The sequence below is a fragment of the Idiomarina sp. UBA3162 genome (assembly GCF_002364475.1).
Taxonomy (GTDB): Bacteria; Pseudomonadota; Gammaproteobacteria; order Enterobacterales; family Alteromonadaceae; genus Idiomarina.
The window spans coordinates 1-17,949 of the sequence record NZ_DEYI01000077.1 but is presented as its reverse complement, the minus strand read 5'-3'; the positions used below and the strand labels follow the sequence as shown (position 1 = coordinate 17,949).

At 48.2% G+C, this 17,949-nt stretch carries 15 protein-coding genes and 1 pseudogene; 6 read left to right on the top strand and 10 right to left on the bottom strand.

Annotated features, from left to right (window positions below; all coding sequences use genetic code 11):
- From B2X00_RS09915 to B2X00_RS09875, 9 genes and pseudogenes are all read right to left on the bottom strand, one after another.
- Positions 1-398 (bottom strand): annotated as a pseudogene (locus B2X00_RS09915) (Yae1 family protein); the annotation flags it as partial.
- Positions 399-440: 42 nt separating this feature from the next.
- Positions 441-1,487 (bottom strand): flagellar motor switch protein FliG, encoded by a 1,047-nt coding sequence (gene fliG, locus B2X00_RS09910; RefSeq protein WP_071464041.1) that lies wholly within the window; start codon positions 1,485-1,487, stop codon positions 441-443.
- Complete coding sequence (fliF, locus tag B2X00_RS09905; protein ID WP_370215592.1) at positions 1,480-3,171, bottom strand: flagellar basal-body MS-ring/collar protein FliF; 1,692 nt, start codon at positions 3,169-3,171, stop codon at positions 1,480-1,482. The genes fliG and fliF overlap by 8 nt, the downstream gene beginning before the upstream one ends.
- Before the next feature lie 44 nt (positions 3,172-3,215).
- Positions 3,216-3,551, bottom strand: a complete 336-nt coding sequence (fliE, locus tag B2X00_RS09900) for a flagellar hook-basal body complex protein FliE (RefSeq protein ID WP_290487387.1) — start codon at positions 3,549-3,551, stop codon at positions 3,216-3,218.
- A gap of 87 nt (positions 3,552-3,638) precedes the next feature.
- Positions 3,639-5,033, bottom strand: coding sequence for a sigma-54-dependent transcriptional regulator (locus B2X00_RS09895; RefSeq protein WP_290487386.1), 1,395 nt, complete (start codon positions 5,031-5,033; stop codon positions 3,639-3,641).
- Positions 5,026-6,024, bottom strand: a complete 999-nt coding sequence (locus B2X00_RS09890) for a sensor histidine kinase (RefSeq protein ID WP_290487385.1) — start codon at positions 6,022-6,024, stop codon at positions 5,026-5,028. The genes B2X00_RS09895 and B2X00_RS09890 overlap by 8 nt, the downstream gene beginning before the upstream one ends.
- Positions 6,025-6,125: 101 nt before the next feature.
- Complete coding sequence (locus B2X00_RS09885) at positions 6,126-7,589, bottom strand: sigma-54 dependent transcriptional regulator (RefSeq protein ID WP_290487384.1); 1,464 nt, start codon at positions 7,587-7,589, stop codon at positions 6,126-6,128.
- Positions 7,590-7,600: 11 nt separating this feature from the next.
- Positions 7,601-8,131 carry a DUF1285 domain-containing protein gene (locus B2X00_RS09880; RefSeq protein ID WP_290487383.1) on the bottom strand — a complete coding sequence of 177 codons (531 nt, stop codon included), beginning with the start codon at positions 8,129-8,131 and terminating at the stop codon, positions 7,601-7,603.
- Positions 8,132-8,137: 6 nt separating this feature from the next.
- Complete coding sequence (locus tag B2X00_RS09875) at positions 8,138-8,761, bottom strand: LuxR C-terminal-related transcriptional regulator (protein WP_071464048.1); 624 nt, start codon at positions 8,759-8,761, stop codon at positions 8,138-8,140.
- A gap of 200 nt (positions 8,762-8,961) precedes the next feature.
- On the opposite strand from B2X00_RS09875, the gene B2X00_RS09870 reads away from it, so the two are divergent.
- Genes B2X00_RS09870 through pdxH form a run of 3 tightly spaced genes read left to right on the top strand, consistent with a single transcriptional unit; the run spans position 8,962 to position 12,833 of the window.
- Positions 8,962-10,638 carry an amidohydrolase gene (locus B2X00_RS09870; protein ID WP_290487382.1) on the top strand — a complete coding sequence of 559 codons (1,677 nt, stop codon included), beginning with the start codon at positions 8,962-8,964 and terminating at the stop codon, positions 10,636-10,638.
- On the top strand, positions 10,631-12,178 hold the full coding sequence (locus tag B2X00_RS09865; RefSeq protein ID WP_290487381.1) for a response regulator: 1,548 nt from the start codon (positions 10,631-10,633) through the stop codon (positions 12,176-12,178). Before B2X00_RS09870 ends, B2X00_RS09865 begins: the two co-directional genes overlap by 8 nt.
- Positions 12,179-12,191: 13 nt before the next feature.
- Positions 12,192-12,833, top strand: coding sequence for a pyridoxamine 5'-phosphate oxidase (gene pdxH, locus B2X00_RS09860; RefSeq protein WP_290487380.1), 642 nt, complete (start codon positions 12,192-12,194; stop codon positions 12,831-12,833).
- Here pdxH and B2X00_RS09855 read toward each other — a convergent pair.
- Positions 12,830-13,897 (bottom strand): Ldh family oxidoreductase, encoded by a 1,068-nt coding sequence (locus B2X00_RS09855; protein WP_290487379.1) that lies wholly within the window; start codon positions 13,895-13,897, stop codon positions 12,830-12,832. The genes pdxH and B2X00_RS09855 overlap by 4 nt on opposite strands.
- Positions 13,898-13,969: 72 nt before the next feature.
- Between B2X00_RS09855 and B2X00_RS09850 the strand changes: the two genes are divergently transcribed.
- From B2X00_RS09850 to speA, 3 genes are read left to right on the top strand one after another with little or no spacing between them, the layout of a single operon-like run.
- Positions 13,970-15,013, top strand: coding sequence for an ATP-dependent 6-phosphofructokinase (locus tag B2X00_RS09850; RefSeq protein ID WP_071464053.1), 1,044 nt, complete (start codon positions 13,970-13,972; stop codon positions 15,011-15,013).
- A 17-nt stretch (positions 15,014-15,030) separates the two neighbouring features.
- The gene (gene speB, locus B2X00_RS09845) at positions 15,031-15,945 is read left to right on the top strand and encodes an agmatinase (RefSeq protein WP_290487378.1); all 915 of its coding nucleotides are present in this window, start codon (positions 15,031-15,033) and stop codon (positions 15,943-15,945) included.
- 4 nt (positions 15,946-15,949) lie between these two features.
- The gene (gene speA / locus B2X00_RS09840; protein ID WP_290487377.1) at positions 15,950-17,860 is read left to right on the top strand and encodes a biosynthetic arginine decarboxylase; all 1,911 of its coding nucleotides are present in this window, start codon (positions 15,950-15,952) and stop codon (positions 17,858-17,860) included.
- The last annotated feature ends 89 nt before the right edge of the window (positions 17,861-17,949 follow it).

Sequence of the window (17,949 nt, the reverse complement as noted above, 5' to 3'; positions counted from 1 at the left end):
TGACGCAAGGTTTCCGTCAATTGCTGCGTGGGTTGCGCTAGACCATTAATCACATGCGCTAAACGCTGTTCAGCTTCAGCCATCTTTGCTTTACCATCGGCCAAACCTTGCTCAAAACCAGACTGAAAGCCTTTCTCACGACCTTGTTCTAAACCCGCGTGTTCGCCTTGCTCGACACCTTCTTGATAGCCTTGTTCAAAACCAGCTTTGAAACCTTCTTCTCGCGCTGCTTCACGTATCTCTTCTAACTGCTGTGCTGTCAGCGGTTCAGGCTCTTGTTCTTCAGCTTCTTGTTCAGGTGGCTCGTAGTGCCACTTTCTTGGCTTGTTCAGCGCGTTACGTTGCTCACCCGTTTTCGCTTCATCCGTGGTGATATCAGGTAAATCCCAAGTTTTCATAGAATGCCGCTCGCTCATGACTGCAGGTTCCTATCCATCTCGTTATAAGAACTCGTCGCCACCACCGCCGCCGAGCATAATCTCACCAGCGTCCGCTAAGCGACGTGCTACGGCAAGGATATCTTTCTGTGCTGCTTCTACATCGCTAATACGAACAGGTCCCATCGCTTCGAGGTCATCACGCAGCATATCGCCCGCACGTTTCGACATATTCTTAAATACTTTCTCTTTAACCGTATCGTCAGCACCTTTAAGCGCTTTCTGCAAGGTGTCACCCTCAACTTCACGCAACAAGGTCTGGATACCACGGTCGTCGACATCGACCAAGTTTTCGAACACAAACATCAGATCCTGAATCTGCTGGCTCATCTCTTCGTCTTGCTCTCGGATGGCGTCCATCAGCTGTCCTTCGATATTGGTATCGAGGTAGTTCATGATATCGGCTGCGGCCTTTAAGCCGCCCATTTTCGCAGCCTGTGCACCCGCTTGACCAGCAAACTGTTTCTCCATGATTTCGTTCAATTCTTGTAATGCCGCAGGTTGGACTTCTTCCAGGTTGGCAATCCGCATCATTAGATCTAAACGCACTTTTTCTGGGAACTGCGCCATAATCTCAGCGCTCTGCTCAGCATCCAAGTACGACAAGACAATGGTCTGTATCTGCGGGTGCTCATTACGAATAATAGTCGCAACCTGTTTCGAGTCCATCCACTTAAGTGAATCCAACCCTTTCGCGCCACCACCCATAACGATCTGCTCGATCAGGTTGCCCGCTTTATCTTCACCTAAAGCGGATGTCAGTGCTTTGCGCACAAACTCTTCGCTCTTGAAGCCAATATTGGTGAATTTCTGGATCTCTTCTAAGAACAGATTGTGAACGGCATTTACTTTGTCTTGGTTAAAATCTTCAAGACTCGCCATCGCCGTGCCGACTTTCTGTACTTGCTTGGGCTCCAGGTGCTTGAGTATCTGAGCGGCGTCTTCTTCAGAGAGGCTCAGCAGCAAAATAGCAGCCTTTTCGACGCCCTCGAGTTGAGTGACGTCAAAATCTTGTTCACTGCGCTTGGTGCGAATATCTGTATTAGGCATCTTCGTTTAACCACGCTTTAACCACTTGAGAAGATAGCTCAGGCTCATTAGCAACCAATGCACGAACAGCCTTTAGCAAGTCTTCATCTTTATGTAAGTCCGGAAGTTGCAAACTTCCATCGGGTCCGAATCCGACCGAACTCTCATCAAACTGAGATGATAGTAAGTCAATGGTCTCGTCACCCATCATCTCGTCATCTTCGAGCATCGAATGCGCATCATCTTCCAGTTCTTGAGTCGGATTAATCAGTTTCTTCAGCATTGGCCGTACCACAGCCAGTATCAGCACCAAAATAACCAGTCCACCCATCACTAAGCGCGCAGCACGCCAGAACCAAGGCTGGTCCCAAATCGCGGTCTCTCCCGCACCCAAATCAGGTAGTTGAGCAAATGGTACAGAAACTACCTCAATCGTATCACCTCGGCTAAGGTCAAAGCCAATACCACCTTGTAAAAGGCGACGAATATTTGCTAATTGCTCAGGTGATGCAGGCGTCGGGACTTGTTCACCCTCTGCATTAGTGGTGGTCGGCTGATTCACGGCGACGGAAACGCTCAGCCGTTCAATTGTGCCGGTCTGGCTACGGGTATAACTGACCGTATTGTCGAGCTCGTAATTACGCGTTGCCTCACGGTGCATCGAGCCACTCGCGTCGCGTTGATTGGCACCACCACCGGCTTCTTCAGGAATATCGGACTCTAGTGGCGGTTGATTACTGAGTGCTCCAGGGATGCCACCTATCGCTGAGCCTGCACTGCGATTCTCAACGGTCATTTCGCTACGAATCGCGGGCATGTCGGGGTTGTACAAGCGTTGTGTCTTTTCTGACTGGGTAAAGTCCATGGTGACATCAACTTGTGCTGTGTAATTATCGTAGCCTAAGACAGGTATCAAAATACTATCGATTTTATTGAGGTATTCTTCCTCACGTTTGCGCTCAAGCTGATACTCACGGCTATTTGTCGCCGCCAACGCGCTCTGTGACCCCGAGTTCAACAAACGTCCATTTTGATCGGTGACCGTAACCTGAGAGGTTTCTAAGCTGGTCACTGATGAAGCGACCATATCAACGATCGAGGCGATCTCTTCCTCACTCAGCGACTGGTTGCCTTTAACATTAAGCATGACCGACGCTTTGGGTTGCTTTTCTCGGCGTGCGAATACGTTCTCTTTTGGTACAGCAAGTAATACACGAGCAGCCGAAACCGCACGCATTTCTTCTATTGCACGGGCTAACTGTATTTCACGAGAGTGAATCAAACGTTCACGTTCTAAGCGTTGACTGACACCAAAGCCGGGCTCACTCATCAGTATATCTGAACCGTTATTCTCCGACTGGCCATAATCAACGCCTGCACGCGTTAGCTGTAATTTGATCGCGTCGTATCGTTCTTCGGGAACTGACACCACATTACCGTCGACTTTATATTCAATATTGTTTGCGTCGAGATAATCTAAAGTACCAACGAGCTGTTCTGTTTCCATCTTAGCTAAAGGACGGAAAGTCGATTCTTGAGCCCAGAGCATGATAAAGATTGCGATAGCGACACAAATCGCAAGCGCCAAAATTACGACGACCTGGCGTAGCATGTCGAAATTAGCTAGCTTCTCGACCAGCGTTTGCTTTTCGCCACCCTGATCACTTGTCTCTGCCGAGTTGCCACCCGCGCCTTCAGTTACCATCAAATCTGTTGATTCAGCCACAGCTCATTCTCCAACTAATACGGTTATACCGGCATTGACATGATTTCTTTGTACGCTTCTACCATTTTGTTGCGTACCTGCACCGTCGCCTCGAAAGCAATACTGGCTTTTTGACTCGCGATCATGGTCTGCTCAAGCGTGACGCTAGGGTCACCAAGCTCCATTCGGGTTTTTAAATCACCTGAGGTTTGCTGTAGCTCATTAACATTGTCTACAGCCATTTTAAGTAGATTAGAAAAGTCAGCGTTTGCCGAATTCTCGACCTTTAACGCATTGTTGTTTTGCGCTTGGTCTAGGTTGGCAGATTGCGTTGTGAGTTCGCGCCATTGTTGATAGGCCGCGTTGGCATCTACTTTCATCTTTTTCTCCGTCAAAAAACTTACGGCGTAACGTGTTACTTAGGATGATGCAAGTAGAGTGCCAACTTTAGATTGGCGCAGAATTGATTATAGACTCAGTCCGTTATCTCGTATTTTTGCAAGTTTATAACGTAGCGTACGAGGCGAAATACCCAGTTCTTCCGCCACTGGTTTACGTTTTCCATCATGGCGCTCAAGTGACTGCTTAATAATACGGTACTCCTGCATAAACAGTGACTCGCCCAAGTCCTCGCTCTGTTCCATGCTATCGGGTACCACTACATGCTCTTTGGGCTGAGAAGCAATGATCTCAGCATTTTGAGATACTTGTTCCGGAAGCACCTGAGCGCCTGGCACCACATCCAACATTAAATCAGCGGGGTTAATCATCCCATTTTGATGAAGTACCAGTGCACGCTGAATAACATTTTCTAGTTCACGGATATTTCCTGGCCAACTATGAATACGTAACTGTTGGCGCGCCGCGTCCGATAAACTCACCGGCTCTCTAATGCCCAACCGCTGTCTGTGTCGCGCAATCAATGACTCTGCGATAGGCTCAATATCGTCGGGCCGCTCAGCCAGGGGCAGCCACTTCAGTGGAAAGACATTCAACCGATACATTAAGTCCTCACGAAATGTCCCTTCCGCTACGGCTGCTTGAATATCTCGATTGGACGTGGCAATAATTCTCACATCCAATCGAACCGCTTTGCGCGCCCCAAGCCGCTCCACTTGGCGCTCCTGAATAACTCGCAATAGCTTAGCTTGCAATGCGATATCCATTTCTGTCACTTCATCAAGCAACAGCGTACCGCCTTGCGCAAGCTCGAACTTACCGGGTGACGACTGAGTTGCGCCAGTAAAAGCACCTTTTTCATAGCCAAATAGCAACGACTCAAGCATAGTTTCTGGAATAGCGGCACAGTTCACCGCTATAAAGGGACGTTGATCGCGACCCGACTGCTGATGAATGTAACGCGCAAGCACCTCTTTACCCGTACCACTCGGTCCCGTAATAAGTACCGTCGCATTGGTACGTGCGACTTTTTTAGCCAACTCAAGTAAGGCTAAACTTGATTTATCTCGTGCGACCACACCATGACTAGCAGCTTCTTCGATAGGTGCATAACGTTGAACTAGTTGCGTCAGTTCGTCTATCGAAAATGGCTTACTCAAATAGTCGATAGCACCCTCGCGCATCGCCACAACCGCATCATCTACTTTCGCATACGCGGTCATCATCACCACAGGTACATCAATCTGTAGGTGCTTAATATTTCTGAGCAGTTGAAGCCCATTCATGCCCGGCATCTGAACGTCACTTACGACCAGATCGACACTATTCTTTTTAAGCTTTAATAATGCCGATTCACCATTATCTGCATGCAGGCACTGATAATTCGCGAGTTCGAGGGTATCGGTGATGGCCTCTCTCAAAGCCGCGTCATCCTCAACCACTAAAATGGTTGGACTATCCATAACGCACCTCCAAGTTAGATTGCTGAATGGTTGGAAACATAATCATGAATTCGCTACCTTGACCTTTTTCAGAGTGCCACTTGATTTTTCCACCGTGTGCTTTTGCAACCGTATCGACGACTGCAAGCCCTAATCCAGTGCCGTGAGGTTTATTGGTCGCAAAGGGTGTAAATAGCCTTGCTTTCATCGCATCATCAATTCCCTCGCCACTGTCGCGCACGCAACAGCACCACAATCCCGCGTCAGTTTTTGTTTCAACCGTGACGGGCTGGCCTTCTCGACTGGCGTCAATGGCGTTAGTAATAAGATTTTGAATGGCTCCAGCGACAGCTGTCTTATTGATTTTGAGTGTTTGCGGTGAAGCTTCGCATTGCCATTGAATGACAACGCCGCGTTGTTTGGCATAGGCTTCGACGGTTTGCTCAATATGCGTCATGAGCTGATTTGAGTCGATATCGGCGAGGGTGCTCTTTTGCCCACTTTTAGCGAACAACAGCATATCGTTCACGTGATGCTCAAGATCATGCAGCCGCGTCTTTAGTTTAGAACTAAAGTTCACGCGCTGCGCTGCGTCTAAATGACTGGTGGACAAGTGCTCGGCGTACAATAATGCCGTCGACAGAGGTGTACGAATTTGATGTGCCAGTGAGGCGACCATTCTCCCCATTGATGACAGTCGTTGTAAATGAGCAAGTTGCGCTTGCAAATCACGTGTTTCGGTCAGATCAGTCAGTACAACTAATTGACCCGGCTGGTTGGGCAGGCTCGATATATCGACTCGCACTCGGCGACCGTTGTGAAGCGATACTTCGTGCCAATCGTCGGCCCGTGGCGTGAAGGTGCGAGCCACACAATCGCGCCATAGCTCGCCGCAAAGATTGGCACCCATCAATTGCACACTATTAGGGTTGCAGTATTCAACAACACCGTCGCCATTCACCAGAATGACTGCATTTGGCATTGCATCAATAAGTGCATGATTAGATTGCATAGATTAGCGCATCCTAAAAAATATCTTACGCTAATAATGCAAAAGGCGTGCCTATAATTTTCCTTTCATTTCAAACAGTTAACGGCGTCAAAAAACCAACATCATACCTTGGTGATGTCATACTTTTTCATTTTCTCGACCAGTGTCGTGCGCCGCATACTGAGTAAATCGGCCGCTTTGGCGACTACACCATCGGCACGTTCTAGCGCTTGTTTGATCATTTCAACTTCGATTTCAGCGAGCATATCTTTTAGGTTGACGCCTGTTTCAGGAATATCCGCAGGACTCGCCTCAAGCACGGTAGCATTACTTTCCGATAACTCTTCTTCGGCCTCGTCGTCGTCAGAGAAAATAGCGTTTAATGCATCCCGCTCCTCGAGCTCATCAGGGTATTCAGGCGTTATCTCTTCACTATCCACGTGACGGTATTTATGGGGAAGATCACCTACATCAACCAACTGGTTGGGGTGGGTAATAGAAAGCCGTTCGATAAGGTTCGATAACTCCCTCACATTACCTGGCCAAGCATGCGCCTCTAATGACTGTAGCGCTCTATCGGTTAAGCGAACGCCAATACCACGCTCCGCTTTGAATCGCTGCGCGATTTCACGCAGAAGTAAAGGCACATCCTCAGAGCGCTCGCGCAACGCGGGAACTTCAATAGGAAACACATTCAGTCGATAATACAGATCCTCGCGGAAGCGCCCGTCAGCAATCATCCCCTCAAGCTCACGGTGAGTAGCCGCCACGACCCGCACGTCTGCAGTAATGCTCTTACTTCCACCGATTCGCTCAAATATTCGTTCCTGCAACACGCGCAGCAGTTTGACCTGCATTGGTAAAGGCATATCGCCAATTTCATCGAGAAATAAAGTACCGCCTTGAGCTAATTCAAAGCGTCCTTTGCGGACACCAATAGCTCCGGTAAATGCACCCTTTTCATGGCCAAACAGTTCGCTTTCAAGAAGATCGGGAGGAATAGCGCCACAGTTAACGGGAACAAAGGGTCCTTTGGAACGGGGCGAGAGTTCATGAATGCCCCTAGCAACCACCTCTTTACCTGTCCCAGATTCACCTAAAACCAACACATTGGCTTCACTCCCAGCAACTTGGCGAATCAATTTGCGGATCTCGCGAATATCATGGCTTTGACCGACCAAACGCTTTTCTAGTAAGTCCGCCGTTTGCTCTTGATGTTTACGTTGACTCGGAAGATGGCGGTGATACGCCTGACAGTATCGAATAATATGAGAAAGGTTTTCATAGCTCAGTGACTCAGTAATCTCACCAATCACATTAACTCGCCGAGTGGCATTTAAATGCTGCTTACTTGCACAGATGAAAGGCACATTAGGGTACTCAACGGCTACTGCTTCGAGGTCGTCAATGCAGTCTCCGGCAATGATACAGAGAGCGTTGTCTAACTGGTCGTCATCTAACCATTGCGTATGACACTCCACGAGCTCGCCCATAAAGTCGAGCACAGTCTGCAATTGCTTCTTACGCTCCGAATCCGACTCGAGCACATAGATCACCCGAGCTTCTGTCGTAGAGGAGTTTACCACGCGTTAACCCTTTAGTTTGCCAACCGACCAATAACAAAGTCATGCCCGGCGCTATGAAGAAATAATTCAGTTGCCTCAGGTAGTGTGCGCTGCTGCGCAATCTCTACCCACTGATAAAATACATTTCGATGAACTTTAGCCGTTAAGCCTGTTGGAAGTTCAAAATAAGGTACGTCATCCTTAACATAACTTAACAGTTGTTCATTCAAAATATATCGTTCATCAATGTTGGTGACAACTTGAATTACTGTCTCACCCTCATAATCGTAGAATTTCCAATCAATAATGAGAAAAGGCGCGTCTGCAACGGTAATTTTCATTTTCTCCGCAGGCGTAATAAGAAAATACTCGCCTGACTCGAAGGTCAGCACAGAAGCAAAAAGTTTAACTAACGCTTTGCGGGTTATTGGCGATCCTTGGTACAGCCACTCGCCTTGTTCATTAATATGCATTGGGATCTCACCACAGTAGGGCGGATCCCACTTTTCGGTAGGAGCGTGATGATACGACTCAAGCTGTTTAGCTAAATCGTTCAGCGACATAGGCGATTAATCAACCAGTTTTTTCTGACGGAGTAAGTACCACAATGTCGCTTCCGTGCGGTTAGATACTTTAATTGCTTTGAAAATAGCCGAGAGGTGAACACGTATAGTTCCCTCGGTAATCCCCAAAATATTTGCAATTTCCTTATTCGATAAACCTTGCGCTAATAACTGCATAATTTCAAGCTGACGCGGTGATAAAAAGCTCTCAGCGCCGCTATTTTTATTACGAGGTTCGTTAAGATTGGGGTCGTCAGGTAAGTAACGATCGCCATTGAGCAAGCCTCGAATCGCCATTTTTGCTTGCTCTGCTGAAGCATCTTTGGGCAAATAACTACGTACGCCAGCAGCCATTACTTGGCGCACATCACCAATTGCCTTTGCTTTAGTAAATAGGACTAAATGTGCAGAGGGCGCTAAACGTTTCAGGCGCTGTAAGGCTGGACGGATTTCTTCATCAGGCAATTCCATCTCTACGAAGATGATATTGAACTCATCTGCCTTAAGATAGTTTTCGGCGACCGCAAACGAGTCAGCCTCATAAATTGATGGCTGCGTCGCGTAATTGGTCAGTAATTGTATGAGTCCTGAACGCATGAAGAACGATGGATCAATAATTAAAATCTTCATCTGGTTTCTCTCGTTTAATATCCTTACCTATTTAACTTTTAGCATACCCGAATTACAACTGAGAGCAAGTGTTCAAGCAACTTAATATAGTTTTCAAGACCGAATGTTAATTTTGTTAACAGACGTGTGATGTTTGTCCTTTATGCATTCGTGTAAAAACCTTGTATAGTAAGTTTATTACTCATTTATAGGGAATTCACATGAGATCATTTAGTCGTTCAATCATGACCTCGCTGATTGCGCTCAGCGCGTTCTTTACTACCTCAATTAAGGCACAGACAGTTTATACAAATGTTAATGGATATACGCTAACAAGCCCTGCTGGACAAGATGCACAACTTGCACAGTTCAGTGCTTTTGCGGTGCGTAATGGCAAGTTTATCGCGATGGGCGATGCCGAGCTTGCACAACAATTTCCCGATTTCACGCGTGTCGACTTACAAGGTAAAACGGTATTTCCTGGCTTGATTGATGCCCACGGTCATGTGTTGGGCTTGGGTCTAAGTTTATTGCAAGTTGATTTGCGTACAAGTGAATCAGCATCCGACGCTGTTAATGCGGTCAACGCCTATGCGCAGCAGCACCGCGATCTTAAATGGATAAAAGGACGTGGCTGGAACCAAGAAAACTGGCCCAGTAAACGTTTTCCAACCGCCAAGCAGCTTGATGAGTTCGTCGCTGATCGCCCCGTTTATTTGACCCGTGTTGATGGTCATGCGGCATGGCTCAACTCAAAAGCACTCGAAGTCGCCGGTATTACCAGTGAGACAGTCTCCCCGGATGGCGGTCAAATCATCAAAGACGCGCAAGGTAACCCAACGGGCGTACTCATCGATAATGCCGTCAACTTAGTTGAGCCGCTTATCCCAGAACCAACAGCCAGTGAGAAAAAGCAAGCCTTCCAACTGGCATTCAACCATTTGCTATCGCTCGGCATAACCTCCGTGCATGATGCCGGCGTACCGGCGGTTGACCTATCAATTTACAAAGGTATGCAACATCAGGGTGAGATGCCCATGCGCGTTTATCCAATGATTGCAGCAACCGAACCACAGCTGCCTCAATTATTAGCTGAAGGCCCCTACCGCACCGATGACGATAAACTTTTTATTCGTAGCGTAAAAATATATGCTGACGGTGCATTGGGTAGCCGCGGTGCGGCATTACTTAAGCCATACAGTGATGACCATGATAATCACGGGCTACTCGTTACCTCGGTAGACAATATTCGCAAGCTGTATCAACTGATTATTCCGTTTGGCTTTCAAATAAACACACATGCCATTGGTGACCGCGCCAACCGCATTGCACTCGACGCTTTCGCTGAGTTTTATCAGACGCTTGGCGGGCGCAATTTACGTAATCGCATTGAGCACGCACAAATCGTCAATGTAGACGACCTACAGCGCTTTAAGGATTTGAATATCATCGCCTCCATGCAACCCACGCACGCAACAAGCGACAAAAACATGGCTGAAGATCGCTTAGGTAAAGCACGTATGAAGGGAGCGTATGCCTGGCATACCTTACTCGAGCAAGGTACGATTATTGCTGCTGGCTCCGACTTCCCTGTTGAGCTTGCAAACCCATTTTACGGTTTACATGCCGCTATAACGCGTCAAGATCGCCAAAACATGCCTGCTGGCGGCTGGTATGCAGAAGAGTCAATGTCGCTCGAGCAAGCATTGCGAGCGTTTACGATTGACGCGGCGTATGCGGGTTGGCAAGAAAGCACGTTAGGCTCAATTGAACCCGGCAAGTGGGCTGACTTTATCGTGCTCGACCGCGACCCTTTCGCGATTGATGCAAAAGACATTTGGCAAGTGGAGGTTGAGCAAACCTTTGTCGCAGGTGAGCAGGTATTTTCAAATGAATGATGATTTTTTATTCTCCGAGGACGAACCTGAAGAAGAGGTGCTAAATACGGCACCTCCTTATGAGATCCTTATCGTCGATGACGATGAGGAAATTCACACTATTACCAAAATGGCACTGGCTGATTTTAAACTCGATGGGCGTCCATTAAAATTTCACTCAGTTTATTCTGGTGAGGAAGCTAAACAGTTTTTATCCAATAATTCAGCCATCGCGATGACGCTATTGGATGTCGTCATGGAAACAGACCATGCGGGACTTGATGTCGCACGCTGGATCCGCCAAGAGTTACAGAATCGTCTGATTCGCATCGTTTTGCGCACGGGACAACCGGGCCAAGCGCCCGAAGAAGATGTCATCGCACGCTACGATATTGACGACTATAAAGAAAAAACCGAGCTGACCTATCGTAAGCTCGTCACTTTAATGTACTCCTGTCTGCGCGCATACCGTGATCTGAATGCCATTGAACGTAATAAGCGCGGTTTAGAAAAGGTCATCAATGCATCAGCTGAAGTGTTCAGCGCCCAATCTATGCACGCCTTGTGTCAGGGTATTTTAGAACAATTGGTCGCACTGATTACTCACTCTGATGATGCCATGTATTGTCGCACCCATGGTCTTACCGCTAAGACCCGTGACAACCAAGAGTTTGAAATTATCGGAGGCACCGGCGACTACGCCCAAGCCGTTGGTCAGGCGGTCACACAAGATATTGACTGGTCGTTAGTGACCGAGCTGCAAAACCTTCAGCGCTCGGTGGTATTTAGAATTCATAATAACGATTACTATGGGCTCTATAAAACGACGGGCGGTCGACAATATTTACTCGTCATCAAAGATGTTCGAGATTTGTCTGAGCTTGATCAAAACTTACTGGGGCTGTTTGTGAATAATAGCTCTATTGCAATCGATAACCTTAACTTGAGAGAGACCGAGCGAGAAGCTCAACGTGAGTTGCTGTACTCCGTAGGCGAGGCTATCGAAAAACGGTCGGTCGATAATATTAGCCATCATGTGAAGCGCTCAGCGGAAATGGCTGGGCAACTATTGATTGCCACCGGCGCCACCAGCGAAGACGCAGAAAAGCTGAAGCAAGCGGCGTCAGTGTACGATATCGGTAAAGTCTCCGTACAAATGGAGTTGGCGCAAAGTGCCGATGCCCTATCGATTCACGATTACGAAGAAATCATGAGTAATGTGATCAAAGGTCATGACTATCTAAGCCAGACCGATACCGAAATTGCACAAATCGCAGCCCGTATTGCGCAAGATATTCATGAGCGTTGGGATGGGTTGGGTTTTCCCAGTCGTAAAAAAGCGAAAGCGATTGATATCAATGCGCGAATTCTATCCATCACCAGTCAGTATGACGCACTGCGCACTCAACGCTCATATCGCGATGCGCAGGATACGGGCGCCGCAATCGATTATTTGACGCTGCACTCCGGCGAATTCTTTGATCCAGAACTAGTCGGTATTATGATCGATCATATTGATGCGATGGAAAAGATAAGACAACGTTATTCGGATATCATCTAACCACGAGGGTATTATGGATCTTCAATCCATTCGACGCGATTACAACATTGGCCATTTAACTGAGTCTGATGTGCCCAACACACCGTTTCAGCTGTTTGAGAGCTGGCTAAACAATGCCGTCGAGTGTGGTCTCAACAGCGATCCAACGGCGATGACTGTTGCCACGGTAGACAGCCAAGGGCATCCGAGTCAGCGTATCGTTTTGCTCAAAGGCTTTGACGAGTCGGGGCTACGCTTCTTTACCAATAAGCAAAGTCATAAAGGTAAGGATATCGCACTCAACCCCAAGGTATCGTGCCACTTTGCCTGGCTTGCACTCGAGCGCCAAGTGCACTTTCGTGGTAACGCCGAGCCTTTAAGCGAACAGGAAAACGACGAATACTTTTATTCACGCCCGTTCGAAAGCCAAGTAGCGGCACTGATTTCTAATCAAAGTCAGCCGATTGGCAGTCGTGATGAGCTTGTACGTTACTATCAAGAGCAGCTTGAGCAGTATCAAGGCAAGCAAGTACCGCGTCCACAACACTGGGGCGGTTACCGCATCGTGCCGAGCGAAGTTGAATTTTGGCAAGGTGGTGAGCATCGCTTACACGACCGGTTTATCTACCGCTTAGAAAGCGCAGATAATTGGAGCGTGCAGCGATTACAACCTTAACTCAGTGCTGTCGGTAACGGTTGCTGACAAAACTCAGCGCACTTACGCAATACTTTGAGTGTAGTGGGCGCATAACGTACACCTTTCTCAAGCTGTTGGCGCTTGCGCGCCAGCGCTTGGTGACCGGGAATGCGTACGGGGTTATCCGCAGCAATCGGTTTTGCCGCCAAGGTGTCACGAATTAACTCATCCACCTGAGTAATAAATGCTTTTTGCTCGCCAAACGCCGAAGGGTCAATAACTTGAACCCAAACACAGTTGGCATCGCCCTCATCTTTACCTTGATTCCGACCATACTGCGCCAGCGCCATCGTCCACAGTTCACTAAATAGCGTTAAGCCATAACCTTTATAGCCCAACAGCTCACCTCCCAACGGACCAATCGCACTACTGGGGTCAGAGAAAAACGTCTCAGGATCATCGGTCCATTCGCCCTGAGCTGTGACCAATGCGTTATAAGGCAGCTTTTGCTGATTGGCTTTTGCCTGACGTACCTTGCCCGCGGCCGTCATCGATAAACTGATGTCCAATAAGATAGGATCGCCAGAGCTCGGCACACCTACAGCGAACGGATTAGGCGAATACACCGCTTGTTTAGCACCAAACGGAGCGACGGCGCGTTGACCTGGGGTCGAGCACATTAAACTGACCATCATGCCCTGCTCTGTTGCTAGGCTTAAATAAGCAGCCAAAGACGCGATATGTTGACTACGACGAACGGTGATGGTGCCCGTGCCCGCCTGCTTCGCCATCTGAATGGCTTCGTTAATTGCCATCGGCATCACATAAGGACCCGGTAAACGTTGCGCATCCCAATTGGCGACAGCGGCACGCTGTTGCAGTACCTGTGGTTGTCCTTTGGGCTGACTCTCACCACGCTCCAACCACTGACAATTATTCAGTAACCGAATCAAACCATGGGTACTGTAGCCCAACAAGTCACCCTCGAGTAAATAGTAGGCAACGTGGCGAGCAACTTCGCCCGACGCTCCAGCAGACTGCAGACACTCATCGGCCCACGCTAACAATTCGTTGTAATCAAACAGACAATCACGCTCGCTCATCAAATTTCCTCTTGGTCAGCGACACTACTAACGGTAAGCTTACACCAATGACCATAGCAAGGAGTAGAACAGGTGTCATCTAGTCGATTGATTGAACGCATAGCCGTAATTACCAGCGGTGGCGACGCCCCGGGTATGAATGCAGCACTACGTGCAGTGGTATTAGCTGCCGAGCATGATGGAATAGACGTTGTAGGTTTTCGTCATGGATATGAAGGCTTGCTAAATAATGACTATATGAAACTCGGTCGCGATGAAGTTGAACATATATTGCAATATTCTGGCACCATTATTAAAAGTGCGCGTAGCGAACGCTTTAAAACCGATGAGGGTGGAATAGAGGCTGCGCGTAACCTAGATGCGCAAAATGTAGATGCATTTATTGTCATTGGTGGCGACGGTTCATTTAGAGGCGCAAATCATCTTGCTAAATTTTGGCAAGGTCCTATTATTGGCATCCCCGGCACCATCGACAACGACCTCTTCGGAACTGACAACACGATTGGCTACGATACAGCAGTAGAAACCGCGATGGATGCGCTTGATAAAATCCGTGACACCGCAGAGGCCATGGATCGGGTGTTTATTGTTGAGGTTATGGGCCGTAACGCGGGTTACATTGCAATTAGCAGTGCCATGGCAAGCGGTGCAGAGCGTATGATTTTGCCCGAGTTGCAAAAGGATAAACCGCTCACCATCGATGCCTTGGTTAAACATGTCGAAGGTGTGAACCGAGTGCGTGGTGACTCCAGTTACGTGATGGTGTTGTGCGAAAACCAATGGCCTGGCGGCGCGGTACGCTTAGCCGAGCAACTGGAGGATCGACTCAACTTTCCGTGTCGTCCTTGTTTGCTTGGTCACGTGCAACGTGGCGGACGTCCAACGGCTATGGATCGTATCTTAGCGACCCGTTTAGGCGTTTATGCCGTACAACTGGTACAAGAAGGAATTACCGGCGTTATGGCCGGCATTGAGAAGAACGAGCTGGTTACCACACCGCTCGAAGACACTTGGGTCAAGCGCAAAGTGCTGAGCCAAGAATTGATAGATATACAGACCAAGTGTTTTAACCCGATCAAAAAAGATCGTCATAAAGCTACGGTCGACAAAGCGTAAAGTAAGGTATTGTGCCCATGTCAGAAATTTCACTTCCAGTGGCGACCAATGATCCCGTGCGTCCCTTTTTTGGCGCCGAGCGTTCATTTTCGATCCATCCTGGCAGTATTCACATCATTGGCTTCGGCTTTGATGGCACCGCATGTTTTCGTAAAGGGACCAAAGAAGGTCCGGATGGCCTTCGCTCGGTGTCTGAAGATATCGAGTCGTATTCTCCCTACCTGGATGCCGATCTGGAAGATTACGAGTTTTTTGACCTCGGCAACTTACGTTTAGGTTTTGACGATGACGTTGAGGCACAATGGCATCATGCCAATAATGACTTTAACCAGATTTTTGAACCGCTGGATTTAGCCGCGACCCAAACCAAGCTCATTACCTTAGGGGGTGAGCATTCGATTTCGTACGCGCCTATCGTTAAGCATCTCAAACAATACCCCAATATGGTGTTGTTACACCTTGATGCGCACGCCGATTTGCGTGATGGCTTTTTAGGTTATCACTTTTCACACGCGTCGATAATTCGCCGCGTGGTCGATCATTTCGGCCCTGAACACCAGCTTATTCAATATGGTATTCGCTCAGGCACTCGTGATGAATATACCTGGATGAATCAACAAGGCACGATCCGTAAATCGCGGCAGGACTTTCTGACATCGGTACAGGCGATAGCCGGCGACCGCCCTATCTACCTTACGCTGGATCTCGACTACTTCGACCCCGCATTTATGCCTGGTACAGGCACACCAGAACCGGGCGGAGAGGACTTTCATTCATTCGTCAGTTTGATGAAGATCCTGCGTGAGAAAAATTTCATTGGCGCAGATATTGTTGAGTTATCTCCTAAAATCGACCCAACAGGCAACTCAGATGTATTCGCGGCAAAAATCGTCCGCGAAGTATTGTTAACACTAGAGCAAGCAGGAGCATAAGCCGATGGCAGATTGGACTATCGACCAAGCTGAAGAACTTTACGGCGTTAATCGTTGGGGGGCGGGCTATTTCTCCATTGGTGAGAACGGTAATATCAAAATCGCGCCTAACCACCGGTTACCCGACATTACCATCGACATGCGCGAAGTCGTAGATGAAATTATTGCCGAAGGCATCGAGCTGCCTGCAGTTATCCGCTTTCATGACATCTTGCGCTCACAAGTTGAGATCATTAACGAGACGTTCAACAAATGTATCGAGGAAGCCGAGTACAACGGTCAGTATTGCGGTGTGTTTCCCATAAAAGTGAACCAGATGCGTGAAGTGGTCGAAGAGATCATGGATGCCGGCGAGCCCTATAACTACGGTTTAGAGGCGGGCTCTAAACCGGAACTCATGGCGGTCATGGCCTATAATGACAACCCTGAAGCGCTGACCGTGTTAAATGGCTATAAAGATAAAGACTATTTGACATTGGCTCTGCTTGGACGTCAACTCAAGCGTAAAATGATCATCGTGGTCGAGAAGTTCAGCGAACTTGAAATGCTGATCCCGCTTGCGAAGCAGCTCGGTGTGGAGCCAATGATTGGCTTGCGCTCGAAAATGATGGTGCGTAGCTCAGGTAAATGGGCGGGTTCAAGTGGGGACCGCGCTAAGTTTGGTCTGAGTATTGCCGAAATTCTTAATGCCATTGAGCGTTTGCGCGAAGAAGACATGCTGCATTGCGCGAAGTTATTGCACTTTCATATCGGCAGTCAGCTCTCGGATATTCGCAAAATTAAAGAAGCGGTATCTGAGGGAGCGCGTTTGTACGCCAAATTGGTGCAAGAAGGCGTTGAACTTGAGTACTTAGACATCGGTGGTGGATTAGGCATCGATTACGACGGCACCAGTTCTACCACCGACTCATCGCGTAACTATTCTACCGAGGAGTATGTTGCCGACGTGGTATGGGGCATTAAGCAGGTCTGTGACCTCGAGAACGTACCTCACCCGAACATCGTGAGTGAGAGTGGTCGTGCCATGACTGCGCATCACAGCTGTGTGGTCTCGAACATTGTCGGCGAAGTAAACCCTTCAGGCACTGACTTTGATTTGAGCGCAACTGAAGACGAGCACATCTTGGTCAAGAACATGCGTGACCTGTTTATTAACGGCGCACAGTATCACCCTCAGGAGCGCTATAACGACGCTGCAGGCTATAAGCAAAGCGCATACGAGGCGTTTAAGCTCGGCATTCTCTCGCTGCAAGAGATGGCAAAGCTCGACACCATGTATTGGCGTATTCTCGCCGATATCCACACCGGCCTTGATGAAGAAAGTGCGTTCATTCAAGAGCTGGATGAGCTTGAAGATATGTTGGCAAGTCAGTACCTGTGTAACTTCTCGATTTTCCAGTCGGCTGCGGACACCTGGGCGATTGGTCAAGTACTGCCGATTGTACCTATCTCGCGCCTTGACGAAAAACCCGAAGTGCGTTGCTCTATTGCTGATATTACCTGCGACAGTGACGGTAAGCTGAGCAAATACATTGAAGGCACAGAAATTCGCGAAAACATCCCGATGCATAAGCTGAAGAAGAATGAGAACTACCATGTAGGCTTATTCTTAACCGGCGCGTATCAGGATGTTATGGGTGACATGCACAACTTGTTTGGCCGTTTAACCGAAGTGCACGTTTATTGCCACGACGATGAGCCGGGTGATTTCTATATTGAGGAAGTTGTACCGGGTACATCAGCGGAAAAAGTACTGACGACGATGCAATACAACACCGAATATATGGCTAAAACGGTTAAAAAGCATATCGATCGTCAAGTACGTAAAGGTCACCTGCAGCCTCGTGAAGGCGTACGGTGGACTAACTTTTACGAGAAATGTTTGGCGGGCAGCACCTATTTGCGTGTAGATTAACCGCAAAACGGTGATTTACTGACCAAACGGTAAAAAACCTAAGAAAAGCGGTTGACTCGGAGACGAAAAAAACGTTTAATACGCCTCGT

What these genes read in the sequence shown, in the direction of transcription:
- B2X00_RS09890 (WP_290487385.1), bottom strand. Translation starts at nt 6,024, where the DNA reads ATGCAATCTAATCATGCACTTATTGATGCAATGCCAAATGCAGTCATT.
- B2X00_RS09855 (WP_290487379.1), bottom strand. Translation starts at nt 13,897, where the DNA reads ATGAGCGAGCGTGATTGTCTGTTTGATTACAACGAATTGTTAGCGTGG.
- B2X00_RS09865 (WP_290487381.1), top strand. Translation starts at nt 10,631, where the DNA reads ATGAATGATGATTTTTTATTCTCCGAGGACGAACCTGAAGAAGAGGTG.
- B2X00_RS09875 (WP_071464048.1), bottom strand. Translation starts at nt 8,761, where the DNA reads ATGAAGATTTTAATTATTGATCCATCGTTCTTCATGCGTTCAGGACTC.
- fliE (WP_290487387.1), bottom strand. Translation starts at nt 3,551, where the DNA reads ATGAAAGTAGATGCCAACGCGGCCTATCAACAATGGCGCGAACTCACA.
- fliF (WP_370215592.1), bottom strand. Translation starts at nt 3,171, where the DNA reads ATGGTAACTGAAGGCGCGGGTGGCAACTCGGCAGAGACAAGTGATCAG.
- B2X00_RS09870 (WP_290487382.1), top strand. Translation starts at nt 8,962, where the DNA reads ATGAGATCATTTAGTCGTTCAATCATGACCTCGCTGATTGCGCTCAGC.
- B2X00_RS09880 (WP_290487383.1), bottom strand. Translation starts at nt 8,131, where the DNA reads ATGTCGCTGAACGATTTAGCTAAACAGCTTGAGTCGTATCATCACGCT.
- B2X00_RS09895 (WP_290487386.1), bottom strand. Translation starts at nt 5,033, where the DNA reads ATGGATAGTCCAACCATTTTAGTGGTTGAGGATGACGCGGCTTTGAGA.
- speB (WP_290487378.1), top strand. Translation starts at nt 15,031, where the DNA reads ATGTCAGAAATTTCACTTCCAGTGGCGACCAATGATCCCGTGCGTCCC.
- speA (WP_290487377.1), top strand. Translation starts at nt 15,950, where the DNA reads ATGGCAGATTGGACTATCGACCAAGCTGAAGAACTTTACGGCGTTAAT.
- pdxH (WP_290487380.1), top strand. Translation starts at nt 12,192, where the DNA reads ATGGATCTTCAATCCATTCGACGCGATTACAACATTGGCCATTTAACT.
- fliG (WP_071464041.1), bottom strand. Translation starts at nt 1,487, where the DNA reads ATGCCTAATACAGATATTCGCACCAAGCGCAGTGAACAAGATTTTGAC.